This window comes from Microbulbifer variabilis (genome assembly GCF_056232115.1).
The window spans coordinates 1162435-1180205 of record NZ_CP174325.1 but is presented as its reverse complement, the minus strand read 5'-3'; the positions used below and the strand labels follow the sequence as shown (position 1 = coordinate 1180205).

At 43.5% G+C, this 17771-nt stretch carries 15 protein-coding genes; 2 read left to right on the top strand and 13 right to left on the bottom strand.

Annotated features, from left to right (window positions below; translation table 11 throughout):
- Positions 1-68: 68 nt before the first annotated feature.
- The 3 genes from ACJJI7_RS05070 to ACJJI7_RS05060 are packed head-to-tail and all read right to left on the bottom strand — an operon-like array spanning position 69 to position 2780.
- The gene (locus ACJJI7_RS05070) at positions 69-632 is read right to left on the bottom strand and encodes a phosphoribosyltransferase (protein WP_020414231.1); all 564 of its coding nucleotides are present in this window, start codon (positions 630-632) and stop codon (positions 69-71) included.
- Positions 633-643: 11 nt separating this feature from the next.
- Complete coding sequence (locus ACJJI7_RS05065; RefSeq protein WP_444902514.1) at positions 644-1993, bottom strand: NCS2 family permease; 1350 nt, start codon at positions 1991-1993, stop codon at positions 644-646.
- 1 nt (position 1994) lies between these two features.
- Positions 1995-2780, bottom strand: coding sequence for an outer membrane protein OmpK (locus tag ACJJI7_RS05060; protein ID WP_444902515.1), 786 nt, complete (start codon positions 2778-2780; stop codon positions 1995-1997).
- An 873-nt stretch (positions 2781-3653) separates the two neighbouring features.
- Between ACJJI7_RS05060 and ACJJI7_RS05055 the strand changes: the two genes are divergently transcribed.
- A complete protein-coding gene (locus ACJJI7_RS05055) occupies positions 3654-4070 on the top strand; it encodes a VOC family protein (RefSeq protein ID WP_020414234.1) in 417 nt (138 codons plus the stop codon).
- Between the two features lie 971 nt (positions 4071-5041).
- Here the strand turns inward: ACJJI7_RS05055 and ACJJI7_RS05050 are convergent.
- The 6 genes from ACJJI7_RS05050 to ACJJI7_RS05025 all read right to left on the bottom strand — a co-directional run bounded on the left by ACJJI7_RS05050 (position 5042) and on the right by ACJJI7_RS05025 (position 10483).
- A complete protein-coding gene (locus tag ACJJI7_RS05050) occupies positions 5042-6106 on the bottom strand; it encodes a hypothetical protein (protein WP_444902516.1) in 1065 nt (354 codons plus the stop codon).
- An 11-nt stretch (positions 6107-6117) separates the two neighbouring features.
- On the bottom strand, positions 6118-7431 hold the full coding sequence (locus tag ACJJI7_RS05045; RefSeq protein WP_444902517.1) for a hypothetical protein: 1314 nt from the start codon (positions 7429-7431) through the stop codon (positions 6118-6120).
- A gap of 385 nt (positions 7432-7816) precedes the next feature.
- Positions 7817-9334 (bottom strand): cryptochrome/photolyase family protein, encoded by a 1518-nt coding sequence (locus ACJJI7_RS05040; protein WP_475717132.1) that lies wholly within the window; start codon positions 9332-9334, stop codon positions 7817-7819.
- 93 nt (positions 9335-9427) lie between these two features.
- On the bottom strand, positions 9428-9895 hold the full coding sequence (locus tag ACJJI7_RS05035) for an ATP-binding cassette domain-containing protein (protein ID WP_444902519.1): 468 nt from the start codon (positions 9893-9895) through the stop codon (positions 9428-9430).
- A 118-nt stretch (positions 9896-10013) separates the two neighbouring features.
- The gene (locus ACJJI7_RS05030; RefSeq protein ID WP_444902520.1) at positions 10014-10277 is read right to left on the bottom strand and encodes a hypothetical protein; all 264 of its coding nucleotides are present in this window, start codon (positions 10275-10277) and stop codon (positions 10014-10016) included.
- Positions 10278-10321: 44 nt separating this feature from the next.
- Positions 10322-10483, bottom strand: a complete 162-nt coding sequence (locus tag ACJJI7_RS05025; protein ID WP_475717131.1) for a P-loop NTPase family protein — start codon at positions 10481-10483, stop codon at positions 10322-10324.
- An 893-nt stretch (positions 10484-11376) separates the two neighbouring features.
- On the opposite strand from ACJJI7_RS05025, the gene ACJJI7_RS05020 reads away from it, so the two are divergent.
- Positions 11377-11922, top strand: coding sequence for a carboxymuconolactone decarboxylase family protein (locus ACJJI7_RS05020; protein WP_020414238.1), 546 nt, complete (start codon positions 11377-11379; stop codon positions 11920-11922).
- Between the two features lie 70 nt (positions 11923-11992).
- On the opposite strand, the gene ACJJI7_RS05015 is transcribed toward ACJJI7_RS05020, so the two are convergent.
- From ACJJI7_RS05015 to ACJJI7_RS05000, 4 genes are all read right to left on the bottom strand, one after another.
- Positions 11993-12619, bottom strand: a complete 627-nt coding sequence (locus tag ACJJI7_RS05015) for a hypothetical protein (protein ID WP_020414239.1) — start codon at positions 12617-12619, stop codon at positions 11993-11995.
- Positions 12620-12934: 315 nt separating this feature from the next.
- Positions 12935-14128: a CaiB/BaiF CoA transferase family protein gene (locus tag ACJJI7_RS05010; protein ID WP_020414240.1), complete on the bottom strand. Its 1194-nt coding sequence runs from the start codon at positions 14126-14128 to the stop codon at positions 12935-12937.
- A gap of 143 nt (positions 14129-14271) precedes the next feature.
- Positions 14272-15420 (bottom strand): acyl-CoA dehydrogenase family protein, encoded by a 1149-nt coding sequence (locus ACJJI7_RS05005; RefSeq protein ID WP_020414241.1) that lies wholly within the window; start codon positions 15418-15420, stop codon positions 14272-14274.
- 182 nt (positions 15421-15602) lie between these two features.
- Complete coding sequence (locus ACJJI7_RS05000) at positions 15603-17759, bottom strand: 3-hydroxyacyl-CoA dehydrogenase NAD-binding domain-containing protein (protein ID WP_444902522.1); 2157 nt, start codon at positions 17757-17759, stop codon at positions 15603-15605.
- Positions 17760-17771: the final 12 nt, after the last annotated feature.

The following is a 17771-nucleotide window of genomic DNA, read 5'->3' as shown; positions in this document are numbered from 1 at the left end:
AGGTTAGGGGGGCAGGTGTTGCAGGGAAGTAAAAGATCCGGGGGCTCGGCCCCCGGTCTTGGCCGTGGTTAAACGGCGGTGGCAATCCGGTCTACATAGGGCGCCAGTTCTGGTTTGTTCTCCAGGATTTCTTCCCTGGAGAGGCCGTCAATTTCATGTGGGAAAACCAGCCACTCTTCAGTTTTGTGGATAAAGTAGTCTGGCACACGTTTAGCCTTATTGTTTTTAGGCTTGTAGTAAGGTGTGGCAATTCGAATTTCCGGTGTATTCTTTTTACAGGCCGCACGCAGATCTTCGATAGTTTGCTCAATACTCAGGCCAGAATCGTGCACATCGTCCACGATTAATAGGGAGTCGTGTGACTCAAGGCGCTTGATCAGATAGTTTAAGCCATGAACGCGAACCTTCTTGTCACGCTCGCCGATGCCGAGGTAGGACGAAGTCCGGATTGCGATATGGTCTGCATCCACACCCATCACGTGCAGCAATTCCTGTACTGCGATACCAACCGGAGCGCCACCACGCCATACACCGACAATATAATTAGGGCGAAAGCCGCTTTGATAGATCTGTTCCGCAAGCGCGTAGGAATCCGTTAAGAGTTGCTGTGCGCTGATAAAGTGCTTTTTCATCTATGTACCCCTCAGAAAAAGGCGAACTTGGCAACAAAGAGTGCCGCTAACACGTAGACACTGATACTGACGTCTTTACTGCGCCCACTCAGTGTTTTAATGACTGCGTAGGCGATAAAGCCCAATGCAATACCGTGGGCGATAGAGAAAGACAGCGGCATCATAACCGCAGCAATCACTGCTGGGGCGGCTTCAGTGATGTCATCCCAATCGATAGAAGACAGGCCGGAAGTCATCAGGACACCAACGTACAGCAGAGCCCCGGCGGTTGCATAAGCGGGAATCATGCCGATCAGTGGTGAGAAGAAGGTTGCCAGCAAAAACAGTACGGCACAAACCACAGCGGTTAGACCGGTGCGTCCACCAGCAGTGATACCAGCGGTACTCTCCACATAACAAGTGGTGGTTGAGGAGCCTAAAACAGAGCCGACCACAGAGGCGGAGCTGTCGGCCATCAGGGCTTTGCCCATACCCGGAAGTTTACCGTTTTTGTCCAACAGCTTGGCCCGGTCAGAAACACTCAGAAGGGTGCCTGCGGTATCAAACAAGTCTACAAACAGGAAAGCGAAAATTACGCTGATCATGCCAACTTCGAAGGCACCGGCAATATCCAGTTCGAGGTAGGTGGGTGCCAGGCTCGGCGGCGCGGATACCAGGCCAGTGAACTCAACCTTGCCGATTGCCAGCGCAATAATTGTTACGGCGAGAATACCGATCATCACGGAGCCGAGCATACGGCGGTAAGAGAGGGCCACGATAATAAAGAAGCCCAGAGCTGCGAGCATGGCTTCAATAGATTTGAGATCCCCGAGTGTTACCAGAGTAGCCGGGCTCGCAACAACAATACCTGCGCTTTTCAAAGCGATAATGGCCAGGAACAGGCCAATGCCGGCGGCAAGTGACTGCCGTAGGGAAAGAGGAATACTGTCAATAATCCATTCCCGCAACTTAAAGATACTGAGTAGCAGGAATACCACCCCTGATATAAACACTGCACCCAGGGCCACCTGCCAGCTGTAACCCATCTCGCCGACTACTACGTAGGCGAAGAAGGCGTTTAGTCCCATTCCAGGTGCCAGGGCAATTGGATAGTTAGCGTAAAGTCCCATAATCAGGCAACCAATCGCTGCGGCCAGGCAGGTCGCCATAAATACGGCGCCTTTATCCATGCCGGCAGCCGCCAGGATATTGGGGTTTACAAAAATGATGTAAGCCATGGTTAGGAATGTGGTAACGCCGGCAATCACTTCCCGACGAACATTCGTTTGGCGCTCGGACAGCTTAAACAGCTTTTCCAGCAGAGGGGCCTGGGAGATGCCAGGCCCTGTGGTCGCCGATGTTTGGATATCAGTGGGTTTCATATCAGAAGTGGTACTTTACTAACAGGTTTACGTTACGCTCATTGGAATCAACCCCGAAGGAACCATCTTTGATTCCAAACTTGTCATTCCAATGTACATATTCGATACCGGCATATAGGGCTTTAGGCTCGCCCCAATTGGCACCTACATCCCACTTCAGCTGGGAAGTAAAGTTCATGCTGGGGTGTGCATCCTCAGAAGCACTGGTCCAATCAATAAAGCCGTCATACACGAAGCTGGCATCCCCCAGGCTAAACGGCATGGCCCAAACGAGGGTCAGCTGTTCGTTGCTGGCTTTGTCGTCGTTGTCGCGGCGATATGCATTCACTTGCACAAAGGAGAATCCTGGAACTGCCACATCGAAACCAAGGCCCACAAGGGTATTGGTGAAATGCGGGCCGGTAGCAGTGAGGCCGTCCGGGTCATCCATATTGCCCAGTTCAACGGTGGAAGCTACTAGTACGTCGGTCACAGGTCCCCAGGCCAGCTCACGTCCACTGAGCTTCCCCAGGCTTAGGCGGGGTGAAATTTCAGCGTAAAGTTCATTGGAACCTTCTTCTGAGTCCAGGTAGTCGGCAAAGATAAATAGATCGCCCCAACTATGGCCGCTGGCGTGCTCAAAAGTTACTACGGAACGCTCGGAATCATCCGTCGAAAGGCTGTAGTTCACTTCATAGTCGCGGCCATACAGCAGGCTCAGACTGTTGTCGCTCCAGGTCATTTCAGCTTGGGCAGCTACAGACAACAGGCCGGTGGCCATTAGTAGCAGGGGCTTGGTTGGTTTCATTCTATTACCTCTGTTACGGCGACAGGCGGAAACCGCACTGGCGGCCGACATTCCGGTCGGCGGAGTTGGTTAAAAAATAGTCGCGGAATGTACCAGAATTTACCGACTGTTTTCCAGTATTTTTTTTGCAGCAATTGCGGCTTTAAAACAGAGGGAAAGCAAACCTGTACCAAAGAAATCCGTAATAGAAAAATAAAGTTATCTTTTACTGTTCTCACATACGAGGAGTGGAAAAAAGGTCTAGTGAGGAGTTGGTCTGATTACCAGGGTAGTTAGGTTCGCGGTGATTAATTCAGGTCTTGACCAGCTGGTTTCAATAGTAAAGGTTTATAGAGTAAAAGCACCAAGTTGGTGCACTTATGAATAGTTTCTTTATATAAAGGAAGGAGGGGGGATTTTTGGCCGAGATTCTATAGAAGTCCCCATCAATTAAGGGCTGCCCTTCTGAAATATAAATATTGGTGGGGAGATTGACTTAGAGTTCTTTAGTGAAGACTTTATCGGTTATTCCTCGAAACACTTGTGTTACAGTGCACCCCTCATTTAGGAGGATTTTTCAAAGCTTGCTTATTGGCTGTGACCTAGATTTAGTTGTCGGTGATTTTTTGATCATAGGTGGTCTCTGCGCTTACCACTCCTTATAAATAGATGCGTATTTGCAGACGTAAAGAGTGGTTGAAAGCTCTGATTATCCTCCCAGGTGAAAGTAGCTATCGTTGTACTTCGCCTGGTCAAATAAATAAAAAAATGGGGTCAATTGGCTCCGAGTGTGTATATCGGTTGCTCAAGTAATCTAATCATTTTGACATTGGCTTATGACTATATGGTGTCAACTTGTTAGGTAGTAAGGGGCGATCAGTAGTGGGAGGCTATATGAAATCCAATTGTCTGCATCTTGCAATTCCTGCAGGAGATCTGGAGACGGCAAAGAAGTTTTACTGTGATGTTCTGGGGTGTAAAACTGGCAATAGTGAAGAGGGGCGCTGGGTAGATATCGACTTTTGGGGTAATGAACTAACCCTTCACCAAAGCGAAGAAAAATTGCCGAATGTGCGCCACAAAGTGGATATGGGCGAAGTTGCAGTGCCTCACTTTGGCATTCATCTACCAGATGATGAATTCCAAGCCTTAAAAGGTCGTATCGAGGCCGCCGGCCTCGAATATCTGGATAAGCCCTATCGCCGTTTTGTCGGTAATGAATATGAGCAGGAAACCTTCTTTATCGAAGATCCAAACGGAAATGTTTTGGAGATGAAGACTATGGTGAATCCGGAGCTGATGTTTAAATAGAGTTCAGCTTGCTCTCAAAGTATAGAGCTAAACCAGCTCGATAAAATTAACTGTCGGGCTGGTTAAAAAATTCTCTTTCTGGCAGATTGCCAATCTTTATACATTCTCCTACTTCTCAAGTTCATAGCCAACTTGTATTTCTTCAAAGGGAGCCTTGAAGTGATCTTCATTAGGTTGTCTAGCGAATAACTATAAGGTAGTGGTCTGGGTTTGATTCGTTCATCTATAGCAGTAAACCAACTTAATATATCTTATCCACTAATAAGGGGCTGACTTTCAAAATAAAACTAATCTATTCCACCTTGATGAATGCACTGGCTATTTAATGGCGTTAAGTAAGACGGCCACTTATATTGTGTAAGATCAAATGGATTTTCTTTAATACCTTAGTGTAATTCTTGCAGCTGAGCTAAGTCGAAATACCGGTATGTCTCTTCAACCAAGATCTTAGTGTTAAAAAGACTATTATTGATAGGTAAGTCATCCATTGTATGAACATCAATAATAAAACTAAAATACCCACACTTTAAAAGTGACAGTGGTAAACCATTAAAACCCCAACGATTTGAATATAACCTCAAAAAATTAATTCCTGAGAAAAGTTCTCGTTTCCCATTCTTTATAGGCTTCTCAATTGAGCGAAAATTGGAAATGTCAAAAATATTCTGCGAATCAGGTTCAGCTTCCCCTCTTCTCCATAGAAGAATAAGGATCTTGGCTTGGAGGGGCCATAAAGGCTAGCCGGCAGCCGGAGAGATCTTTTTCAATTCCCCTTGTCTTGAGGAAACTTGGTCCCGTTGGATTTCTTGGTGACACTCGGTGATCTTAAGTTTACTATTGTGGCGAATAGCTAGTGGTAATTGTCATAGATTATCCCAGTGTTGACTATGTGGTATAAATAAAATATAAAAACTATAAAGCTGTAGTCGTAATTCAATCAGCTTGTTTTGGGTATATTTATCTATATTCTTTTATTCTTCACCAATTAAAATTTTTTGGATTTCTTTCGGGGGTATTCGAGAGGATATCTGTATTTCCTCTTCGGCTGGATAGCTATTTGGCATTAATTTTGGTTGAATGCGATCCTCAAGAAATTTTGTAACCTCTTCGATTGACGCTTTGTGATCATCTTCACTATTTTTTTTACTGTCTATAAACTCTAGGTCACTCCAACTCTGAAGGACATGCTTTGCATTATCAATTTGTTTGCTGGTGCAAGTTAAGATGGGTTTCTCATTAGCATCCAAAAGAGACTGAGTGCGTTTGTATTTCTGTTTATGGTTGGATGTTAGCTCTATTTCAAAAGTGTTCATGATTTCTTGTGTCAGTCTCAAGTAATTTTCTCTTTGTACACTTTGATTTATACGATAAGCATTTCCAGCGTTCGTGGAAGATCTGTTAATATAGAATTGACAGCTAAGCAAGTGCTTTTCTGTAATGGGAGTACTCCAGTTAATCAATTCCAAGTCATCTTTTAGGGGTTGGCTCTCGAAATAAAGCCAATCGCTGCCCCCCTGGTTAACCCATTGAAAGTTGATAGGACCTAAAAAAGATGGCCATCTAGACGGAGTCAGATCAAAAGGGGTGGATTTTCTTCCTTTGTGTAAATTTTGTAGAAAAGTAAGATCAAAAATTCTGAATGTTTCTTGGGCCAATACTCTATTGTGGAATAAAGTTTCATTAACGGGTAAATCTTTTATTAAATTAACATTTATAAAAAAACTGACATCTCCACGCTGTCCCTGAATAATGGGTAAGCCATTGAAGCCCCATCTATTTGAATAAATACACAGAGTTTGTACTTCAGAAAAATACCTTAACTCACCAGATTTCAACCTCCATTCTAGGGGTTTGAATTTTGATAAGTCATTGATGTCAATGATATTAGGTTCTGACTCCCAGATTCCCATTGAGGAATAGGGGTCAGAATGCGGAGGTGCCAAAAAAGAGGTTTTACAGCCTGACAGTTCTTTTTGAATTTTCCTGGCCTTTTGAAAGTCAGGCCCTTTAGGGTATTTACTTCTATTGTACAGCATTTTTTATATGCCTATTTTTTAGAAAAGAGCTTTTGTGCCAATTGTTTGGAAGGTTCGGCTGCACTTTTATGATAGCCTTCATTAAGGCTCGGTATACTGGATAAAATTGTTTGTGCTGCACTGAGGCCGAGTAAGCCTACTATAGTTTGTGCCATAGTAAAGGATATTCCAAATTTGGTCGATAGGGTAGTTACTATCGTCCATGCACCGGTACCCGTAAGCACTGCTTTTTTACCAGCTTTATATAGTTTTCTCCCATGGTGCAGAGTATCAACAGCCTGGCCTGGACGATTCTCTTTCTCTGTATGTTTAAAAAGGGTATTTGCAGATATGGCTAAATCTGCCGTACCAAGGTTCTTGCCTCCTATTAACTGGGCAATTCCCGGTGTAGATTTATTCCATGTTGCATCATCTGTATTCATGCCAATTTTACGGCGAACTACATCCGCAGCATATTGGCTGGATGTGTGGTCACTAAGAAATACCTTCTGTTTTCCAGCAAGATCTACTTGTCTCTGAGCCAGTAACTTCATTGCCTCAGTAAGAACTTTAGAGCCCCCTCTATGGCTGGTCCACTCAACATGATAATTTTTATCATGCGCTTCTTTCATATGGTTGGCTAATATTCGTGCAGCCTCTAGATCTTCCCTGGTGATACTTTTTCCTAAGTTTCTTACGCATCGCCATCCAGATTTAAGCGCACCTTTTTGTGGTACATAAAATAGAAGATAACCATTTTCTTTCAACTTATTTAGGTTATTAGTATCTCCACGGCTTATATGTGATGGCAAAATGTTGATTGCGTGATCCAAGTCCCTGCTATAGCCGTTGATTCCGATTTTAAAAGGAGATTCTTTTGATCCAGATACTTTAGATGATTTTTCCAATATGTACTCAGGGGCATCTTTAGATATCCATCTATCAACTGAAGATGAAAAATTTGCATTCCACAAAGCAGCTCGGTTTCTGCTTTCTGATTGATCTCCGGTAAGTCTAATATCTATAATTACCACATCAGTTTGTGGGCCACCATAATAATTATTTAGCTCATATTCTATTTCAAAGCCTGCCCCTATAACGCAGCGACGTGTAGAGCTACCCTCTTTAAGAAAAGAGTTAACTGGAGCCACGCCACCGCGAAGACTATTAACTGCGCTGGTAATTGCTAGAGCATGATATCCCTCGCTGCTTGGTATAGAGCTAAGCTCTTTGTACCCTTCTAACAGTCCATGTAGTTGACCATTAGCCATAATTGAGCGGCCAGTACCCGACTGTCCAAATGGTTGTAGTCCCATGCTGCTGGCAGATTCGGGAAGAGTACTCATCGATGATTCCTTATCAATGTCATTGTGTTTTAAAAGCTATTTTATAAAGAGTGATTGCATAAATTTATCTAAAAAAATACTAAAAAGGTATTTGTTATTTTGCGCCTCTATTCAAAAATATTTGAAATTCAGGTTGGACGCTCATACGCAAAAAAATTCTCTGTGTATCTATGCGGGATAAAAAAATAGTGCCAGAGTGGAATTAGTTTAGAGTGCGGATGAATAGTATCCTCGTACAAGTTACAGGTGGTGGGAATGTAATTACATGTAATAAGTCATTGGTGATATCGTGATACATTTCACACATGTAAGGTATGGCGATTAGATTTTTTATAGGGAGCTAACTGATCTAAATGTACTAATTAAATTAAAGTGACAGCCTTGCTTAAGAATAGAGCTTTCTTAGAAAGCTAATTGCCTGTTTCTGAATATCATTTTTCTCCTGATTCGTCATTTTATCCAATGTGCTGAGCATCATTGCCATTCTTGGATTGCCATTAAGGTATTTCTTTTTTTTAAGTAGAAAGTACCAATAAAGGCTATTGAATGGACATGCATCATCTCCTACTCTTTCCTTAACCTTATATCGGCAATCTTTGCAGTAATTGCTCATTTTATTAATATAAGAACCGCTACTTACATAGGGCTTTGTTGCTAATAGGCCTCCATCCGCATACTGGCTCATCCCCCTAGTATTCGGCATTTCCACCCATTCAATAGCATCGATATAGACTCCCAGATACCAGGCTTCTACCTGGTTTGGATCTGTTTGGGTTAGTAACGCAAAGTTACCGGTGATCATCAGACGTTGAATATGATGGGCATAAGCATTTTGAAGGCTGTTGCTTATAGTTTGATGAAGACAGTTCATATCCGTGTTCGCATCCCAGTAGAAGGCAGGAAGTGGACTGGAGTTATTTAGTTTGTTTTCCTTACTATAATCAGGCATTTCTCTCCAATAGATTCCCCTCATATATTCCCGCCACCCAAGTACTTGGCGAACAAACCCTTCTACTTGGCTGATATGAATAGATTTTTTATTAGATCTCCAGTGGGAAATTACTGCTTCAATAACTTCTGAAGGGCTTAACATCTTGGTGTTGAGAGAAAAACTCAAGCGGCTATGAAACAAGTAAACTTCATTTGGGTCCATTGCGTCCTGATAATCGCCAAAATAGGGTAATAAATATTTACAAAAATGCCGAAGCATTTTTTGGCTTTCTATTCGATTACTTGGCCATGGAAAGTTTATTGGGTCAATACTTCCTATGGTTTTAATTCCAGATTTATTTATTCTCCTCAGTGTTTTTTTTACATCTTTTCTAATTTGGCATTGTTTAGGAATTGTAATCTCGCCTTTCCATTTCTTTCGATTACTTTGATCATAATTCCATTTCCCCCCTTCAGGTTCTCCTGTGTTTTTTATCAAAATATTATGCTTTCTGCGCATGTAATGATAAAAATTCTCCATTAGAAGAGTTTTTTTTCCATCAAAGAAATCACCTAACTCTGTTCTTTTGGTGAGAAAGTGTTCACTATCATATGTCTCAGATTCAATATGTATTTCTTTACATAGAATCTCTAGTTGTTTATCAAGGCGATATTCATCTGGTAATTGATACTCAAATTTATTGATGTCATATTTTTTTATTATCTGTTTTATATTTTTAGAAAGATCTTGCTGATTCTCTCTATCTTGTAATTGATAATATAAAATTTCTTTGTTGCGTGATTTTAGCCATTCAGCGAAATTCTGCATAGCTTCAAAAAAAGCGACTACCTTCTGAATATGGTGAGCGGCGTAGTCTGTCTCCTGGCGCATTTCGGCCATGAAGTATATGATTTTCTGATTCTTTTCTCTGTACCATGAGTGTTTATAATTCAGCTGGTCCCCAAGGATCAAGCGAAGCGTATTCAAAATTAGTGTTCTCTTTTGCTGGGTAATTAATGGGGTTTCTCTTAGTCCAGTATAAGTTGACTGTCGATACCTATAGCATCAATAAAATTTAAATCGTGTGAGACCAATAAAATCGTGCCAGGAAACTCTGCAATGGCATCTGTTAATAGCTGGCGGGAACGCCAGATGCAAGTGATTATCCGGTTCATCCAGTAGTAGCGTGGTGGTAATGCCTCGTGTAGCTGCAATTAACGCCACTTTGAGTTGCTCACCTCCACTTAGGCACTTCAGGGGGCGCAGAGGCGTATTTCTTCTTATTTGCAGGCTTCCAAGTATGGTACGCCATTCAGGTTCCTTTTTACCTGGATAGAAATTGGATAGATTGTCTAAGGCGGATAATTCTTTGTCGAGAATGCTGAAATCCTGATCTAAATAGCAAAAACTATCATGATTTCTGTAAACACCACCTCGCGCTTTTAGCTGACCAGTGATGACCTTTAATAATGTAGATTTCCCGCTTCCATATATTCCGGAACTCCTGCAACGGTCTTCTCTGCGTGGAGTCAAAGATATGGGCCTCTTATAAGAGCCATAAGGGAGTTGTAAATCTTCGATATGTAATTGTATCGTCTTTCTAGAATTCCAATTAATGAGAGTTAGTTTCGGTAGTCTTAATCTTTGTGAATCAATTGTAGATGTTTTTTATCCCATCTCGCTTTGCTTCTAACAGTAATTGGCGTTGCTCCAGATTACGCTTTAATTTCCCAGGGCCTTTTTCTGCACGATCCTTCTGTGCATCCATAAGACTCATACTCTGAGGTTTCCTTTTGTTTTTACCCTGCTGTTGCCTAATGACATATTTATTAATATTTTGCTGTCTAACTTTATTTAATTGGTCTAACACTTTTCGATTACCCTCTGTTTTTTGAAGTAGAGCAGTTTCTTCCACTTCTTTTTATTGTATATAAGTGCTGCATTCATCTCCATAAAATCTTAGGCTGTTAATATTCCTCCTATATGCTTGATTATTTTTTCTCGTAACCATTTACATCCATTCTCATCAAGGTGATTGCTAGGTTCATCTATAAGCAGGAAGTTATTTGAAAGTGAAAATGCATGGGAAAGGAGTAATCTGGCTCTCTGTCCACCGCTCAATTTTTTTAAGGAAGTATCTAATGGAGCAATAATATTTGCCTCTTCTAGCTGGTGCTGCCAAGTAAGAGGTAGGTGCCAATAGTCTGCTAAAGATATCAGATCATTTTCTGATTTATGCCCCCGTTCTAACCTTAAAAAATATCGTACAGCTTTCCTTGTTCGAGACAATCGACGATCTTTAATTCAGGATGATCATTAGGTTATTGTACCATGTGGTAGGGCCTTCTCCAGGATACCCTATCGCTATCAGCTGAGGTTTGCCCGCAGAGTATTTTTAGAAGTGGATTTACCATAACCATTGGCGCAACTAGACCGATCATACCGGGAGGTCATTCCAAATTCATTTTTTGGAAAAGAGATGTATCTCCAAATGCTAGAGAAAGGTTTTCAATAGTACAAATAGCTATCATATGCCCTCCGATGATCGAATTGGGCAGCGTATTTCTACTTTCAGGGAAGATATATTCTTGTCGAAATTACGCCACCTGCATAGGATTAATCACCTGCATAGGATTAAAAGGGACCGCAATAGAGTGCGGGTTTAATTCATCGGCGTAAATGGCTCCAATCGAAGTATAAGATATGGAGATTCAGGACGTGGATACTTATTTTAACCATATACCCTAATGAATCATCGAAGATGATTCAAGAACTTTTTTCCAGAGGGGAATACATTGTTGCTTATTCTTCGGGCTTAAACAGTTAGCCTGGTAGTGAGTTGCCGGTTATACAAAAGATATTTTTACCGCTGCAGTCATTTTATAATTTATATGTGAGTAACTATTTGAAAAAGGGATTAATTTTCAGTTGGTCCTACAATACGATGGTCGCTCGGGATGGATTATAAAAATAAACTTTTTAATTTGTCCAAGTAGTCATTTGTGGAGCGCCTTATGAGCAGAATACCATTGGCTTCAGTACAGGACTTCGACAATAAAACTCAAGAGTTATTGCAGGGTTTACCACCTGTCAATATCGCATTAATGCTAGCTAGGACTGGAATTGCACCCGAAATATATTCGGTAGTTTCTGCGTTATTTAGTGATGATTATTTGCCGGATGATGATCGGGAAATTATTCTTTATCGTATTTGTAAGGATAATGATTCTCAGTATGAAATAAATTTTCATCGAAAGACCGCTGCACTCCCTCAAGAAATTGTTGATATAGTGCTTTCTGATGATTTAGGCCCTCTGGAAACCTGGCACCAGGTGCTTTGCAAGGCCTGTGATGAAATAACCAATAACGCAAAAATGTCTGAAGATTCAGTGAAGGCCTTTGTGGATCATTATGGAACCTATGACATGGCATGCAGGGCAATCTTTCTGTTAAGTTGGTTCAATATGCTGACCAGGTATTCTGACTCAACCGGTGTCCCGTTTGAGAATGATGAAGTTCTCAAATCCATTGTCTCCCCAGTTAAAATGGGGAGACATTGATAGTTTTCTTATTTTTTAGGCTGAGTAGATAAGTTGTAACTAACTTTATTTCGGAGCTAAATGATCTTGATTATAGACCCAGGCAATTTTCCGATCGATAAAACAAACTGGTGCGGTGTAAACCTGTTGTCGTGGGTTTAATCCCCTCAAAGTGAAGAACTTTAAATCCAGCAGATTTTCCAAGATCAATAGCTGGAGAATATTTACTGCGGGATGAATCATCCAGCAATATGACCCCGTCACCGGTTAAGCGAGATAAACTTTGTTTAAAGCAGTTTACCCGGTCACGTCCATCCACTACCACAAGCTGGAAATTCTGTTCAAATTTGTTGATTGACCGGCAATACTCTCCATCTTCATCCGCCTCTTGCAAAATGACTTTGGCATTATCTGGTAATTGCTTAGCCATTGTTTCAAACCACTTGGGATTGTCTTCCACACTTTGTATTGAAGATACCCGCTCGGCATAAAATCGGGTTGAAAAACCACTTCCAAACTCAAATACATTGATATCTTTACTTAGGCGCTCTTTGAGAAAGTGAATTACAGGATAATTCATCCATGGAAGAGCATTGCCATCTACATCACAAGGGTAGCCACGCTTAAATGATTCAAGCCAACCGGTAACGCGAAGGTAGGAGGACTTGCGAAAAATCGCCCTCCGGGCGGCGATAAATCGCCAGAAAGGATTTGTCATAAATCTCGAATCCTAGGGTTATTTTTATCACGTTAAATTATGCCCAAGCAGTACCATAAATACAATTGAGAGGGTAGAGCGCATTATTAGGTGTGATCGGAAGAATCTGTTTTTTGTGAGCCTGATTCTTAGATCCAGTGATTGTTGAGCTGATTAACAAATCGACACTGAAAATAGTTAATAACTTGTACTTCCTTTCATAAAATGATGATTAAGAGCTAGTTTGCACTAGCTAGCCTGTAAGCCCTTTATTTCTATGAGTCATAGCTTGTCCATATTGAGAACTGCTAAAGACGACCAGTTATTCCTGAGTCTTTAGCAAGAAGTGCTTTGAGCACAGATTTGCTTTACTTCGTCCTGGGTGAATCCCAAAGACAATAATATACCTTTGCTGTGCTCACCAAGATCTGCGCCTGCTATATGTTGTTGACTTTTTTCATTGCCAAAATGAAAAGGGGTATTTATTTGCTTGACCCTGTTTCCGTTAGCTGTTAATGCCACACTTAGCATTTTGCGTTCTTGCATTAGAGAACTTTCAGCGGCTTCATTGAAGCTGAGCACGGGTTCTACACAGGCGTCGCTTTTTTCAAAAACACGTATCCATTCTATAAGCTCACGCTGGATAATGATGTTGGCAATATCTTGTTTAAGTTGATTTTGTTGAGTTTCATCAAATATACGGTCTTCCCACTCTGGATGACCTATGCCTACAAAAAATGCCTCAGCAAATTGCGGTTCCAGGCTACCCACGGCCAGGTGACGATCATCCGCAGTTTGATAATAATCATAGAAGCTACCACCATTAAGAAGTTCCATTTCCAGCTTCGGATCACAACTTTCAGTCAGGGCATTAGCTCCGCTAATGGCATTTAGGGCAAATGCGCAGTCGGTCATGCTGATATCAATATATGTCCCGCTATTGGTTTGCTGACGCTTATATACAGCGGCCAGAATCGCCATTACCGCGTGGTGCGAACCACCAGCAATATCGGCAATTTGCATACCACTTAGGCTGGGGCCGCTTTTACTCCTGCCTGAATAGCTGGCTAGGCCGCAGCGAGCCAGGTAATTGATATCGTGACCGGCGCGCTGTTTCAGTGGGCCTGTTTGCCCGTATCCGGTGATTGAGCAATAAATGATATCTGGGCGGATGATTTGAAGGGACTCATATCCAAATCCAAGCCTATCCATAACACCGGGTCGAAATTGCTCAATGACAATATCGTATTTCCCAAGTAAACGGCGAATAACCTCCCTTGCTTCCGGTTTTTTTAGATCAAGTGCCAGGGATTTTTTATTACGATTGATTGTAGCGTGCGCCGCTGAAAGGGGATGCTTAGTATCAACCATGGGTGGGAAGCTGCGCAACATATCTGGACGCGTTGGGGACTCGACCCGTAAAACATCAGCCCCCATATCGGCCAATAACATAGTGGCATAGGGACCCGGTAAAAGGGTGGAGAAATCAAGTATCTTGAGGCCTTGCAGGGGGGCATTCTGATCTTTCATAGCATCGCAAGCCTGTTTTATCTTTATATGATTATGTGAATAATCTGGTCTCGTGGTAGTTCGAGATCAGAAGTTATTAGCGATAGTGCATTGTACTGTGAGAGGACTAGCCGATAAGCAGGCAGCTAATCGGCTACTGGTGATCAGGTATCGCGAAGGAGTTCGCGTGAAATAATCAGTTTCATGATCTCATTGGTACCTGCATAAATACGCTGGACACGAGCATCCGCCCAGGCACGGGCAATGGGGTACTCCCACATATAGCCGAAACCGCCATGTAACTGAACGCATTCATCAAGTAATTTACACTGAAAATCAGTACTGAGTAATTTTGCTTTGGCGGCGGTAGCGACATCGAGCCTTTTCTCATAATGTAGCTCCAAACAGCGGTCTACAAAAACACGCAGTGCAGTGAGTTCACTGTCGAGTTCAGCTAATTTAAATTGTGTATTCTGGAAAGCCGAGATAGGTTTTCCAAAAGCTTTGCGCTCTCGCACATAGTCGAGAGTCCACTGCAGGGCGGCTTCAGCATTGGCCATTGCAAAGATGGCCACGCTGAGGCGCTCTTGAGGTAATTCCTGCATTAGGTAGATAAATCCCTGGCCCTCGGCTCCCAACAAATTTTCTACCGGTACCTTTACATCATCAAAAAATAGCTCGGAGGTATCCTGGGCTTTCATACCAATTTTTTCCAGGTTGGTGCCCCTCTTGAACCCTGGAGAGTCTGCATCCACTAATAGTAAGCTAACTCCAGAGGCCCCTTCACTGGGATCAGTTTTAGCAACTACTATGACGAGGTCAGCATGCTGGCCGTTGGTAATAAATGTTTTAGAGCCATTGAGCAGGTAGTGATCGTCCTGTTTGATGGCTGTGGTTTTCACTCCCTGCAAGTCTGAGCCTGCGCCGGGTTCAGTCATGGCAATTGCGGTAACTATCTCACCGCTAATGCACTTGGGCAGCAATCTTTTCTTCTGCTCTTCTGTACCATATTTGATGATATAAGGCACGGCTATATTCGAATGAAGTCCCCAGCCAATACCTGACAATCCGGCGCGGGCAACTTCTTCATCGAGAATGGAGTTGTAACCGTAGTCCAGTTCCAAGCCGCCATAAGCCTCTGGAATTTGCGGGCATAAGAAACCCATCTCTCCAGCTTTATTCCATAAAGCACGATCGACTTGCCCATCTTTTTCCCACTGGCCATGGTAGGGGATGGCTTCATTTTCGAGGAACTTACGCACTGTATCGCGAAATTGCTCATGTTCTTCGTTGTAAACAGTTCTCGGTATCATCAGTTACTCCATCTTTATTCGTTATTATCTGGAACTTCGGATAATAGTAAGTGCTTAGATCAGTATTAAAATAGTCTCATTTGTATTGGTTTTGTGTGAGAAAGGTATTGTTGCAGAAATACTGACCCCGCGGCACCTTGCGGGCCACGGGTTTGAAAGGTACGTAAATACTGCTTCTGGAATTACTCTTTGTCTTTCAGGCTTTCCCTGGATTCTGCCAGTTCTATCAATACTGCCGGAGGAGAAAATCTTTCTCCATAAGCTTCCGCAAGCTGCTGCGCACGCTGGGCAAACTTAGCAACGCCATACTGATTGATATATTGCAGGGATCCACCTGTCCAGGGTGGGAAGCCAATACCAAAAATGGAGCCGATATTTGCATCTCGCACACTGCGCAGTACTTTCTCTTCATAGCAGCGCAAGGTTTCTAGCGCCATGATAAATAGCAGGCGCTCTTTGATATCTTCTATTGGCGGTTGATTAGAGAGCGGGAACTCCTGATGTAGTCCTGCCCATAAGTGTTTTTTGCCGCCTTCTGGGTAGGAGTAAAACCCGCCACCCGCAGCTTTACCGGCACGGCCTAGTTCCAACATATGGTCTATCGCGGCGTCGGCTGGATGAGTAGGAGCTGTTTTCCCTTCTTTTTGTAAATCGTTGATAGTTTGCTGACGAATTTTTCCCATTAGTGTTAAGGAAACCTCATCGCTAACTGCCAAGGGACCTACCGGGAATCCTGCTAGGGAAGCAGCGTTCTCAATAGTGGCGGGGTTTACGCCCTCGCTGAGCATGCCAATCCCTTCATTGGTAAAGCAGCCGAATACCCTTGAAGTAAAAAAGCCACGGCTGTCATTAACTACAATAGGGGTTTTGCCTATTTGCAATACGAAAGCAAAGGCTTGGGCCAGAGTTTCCTCACCGGTTTCCTCTCCGCAGATAATTTCCACCAGAGGCATTTTGTCGGCGGGGGAGAAAAAGTGCATGCCAATAAAGTTTTTTGGACGTGCTGACGCTTTCGCAAGCCCAGTAATGGGCAAGGTTGACGTATTGGATGCGAAGACAGCGTCGTTACTTAACTCTGCCTCCGTTTCGCGGGTGACTTTGGCTTTTAGTTCGCGATCCTCAAAGACTGCTTCAATTACCAGTTCGCAGCCGGTTAGATCAGACGCGTTGTCGGTGGGGAGGATACGGGACAGGATGGATTGCATACGCACTTCATCGGTACGACCGCGCTGCAGGCGCTTTTGCAGAGAGTTCTCCGCATAGCTTTTACCCTTTAGGGCGGCCTCCATAGAGACATCTTTTAGGACTACCTCGACCCCTTTACTGGCGCAGGCATAAGCTATTGCAGAGCCCATCATGCCGGCGCCCAAGATCCCAATTTTTTGTATAGGCTGAGTCTCCAGTTTGCGAGTGTCCTGAGGTAGGGAGGCACCGGCCTTCAGCTCATTGAGAGCAAACCAGAATGTGCCAATCATATTTTTCGCCACCTGCCCGCATGTGAGTTCGACAAAGTGACGTGACTCGATGCGTGTTGCCGTTTCAAAATCTACCTGTGCGCCCTCGACTACGGTAGCGAGGATTGCCTCGGGAGCAGGTAGACATCCACGGGTTTTCTTTTCCAGCATGGCTGGGGCGATCATTAGCAGCTGGGCATTTTTGGGGTTCTTGGCATCCCCGCCAGGCATGCGGTAATCGGGCTTATCCCAGGGCTGTAAAACCTGGGTATCGCTGCTGGCCTGGATAAAAGCACGCGCTTTATTTAACAAGTCATCTGCGTCGCTGGCTGTCTGGTGAAGCAGACCGGCTTCCAGGGCTTGTTTTGCTCGCACCTGCTTGCCCTCGAGTAGGAAAGGCAGGGCATTTTGGATACCCAATAAGCGGGGCATCCGTACACAGCCACCACCACCGGGAAGAAGGCCAAGCGTGACCTCGGGAAGGCCGATTTTAACTGCTCCGTCATCCAGGGCTATCCGCTGGTGGCAGCTAAGGGCAATTTCCCAGCCGCCACCCAGTGCGGCACCATTAATCGCAGCCACAACCGGTTTGCCCTGGGTTTCCAGCCAGCGCAGGTTGGCTTTTAGCGATTCACATGAGGCAAAAAATGCTTCGGCGTCGTCTCGTTGAGCAGAGTAGAGAGATTTAAGGTCGCCACCAGCAAAGAAAGTTTTTTTAGCTGAACGAACAATGATGCCTTTGTAGTCCTGTTTTTGCAGTTGTTCCACTACGGCTTGGAGAGAGTCGGTAAAGTCTTTGTCCATCACATTGGCCGACGCATTGGGATTGTCCATAATCAGGTGGACAATGTTGTCGCTGTCTTTTTCTAGGCGAATAGATTTCATTTTTTTGTCCCC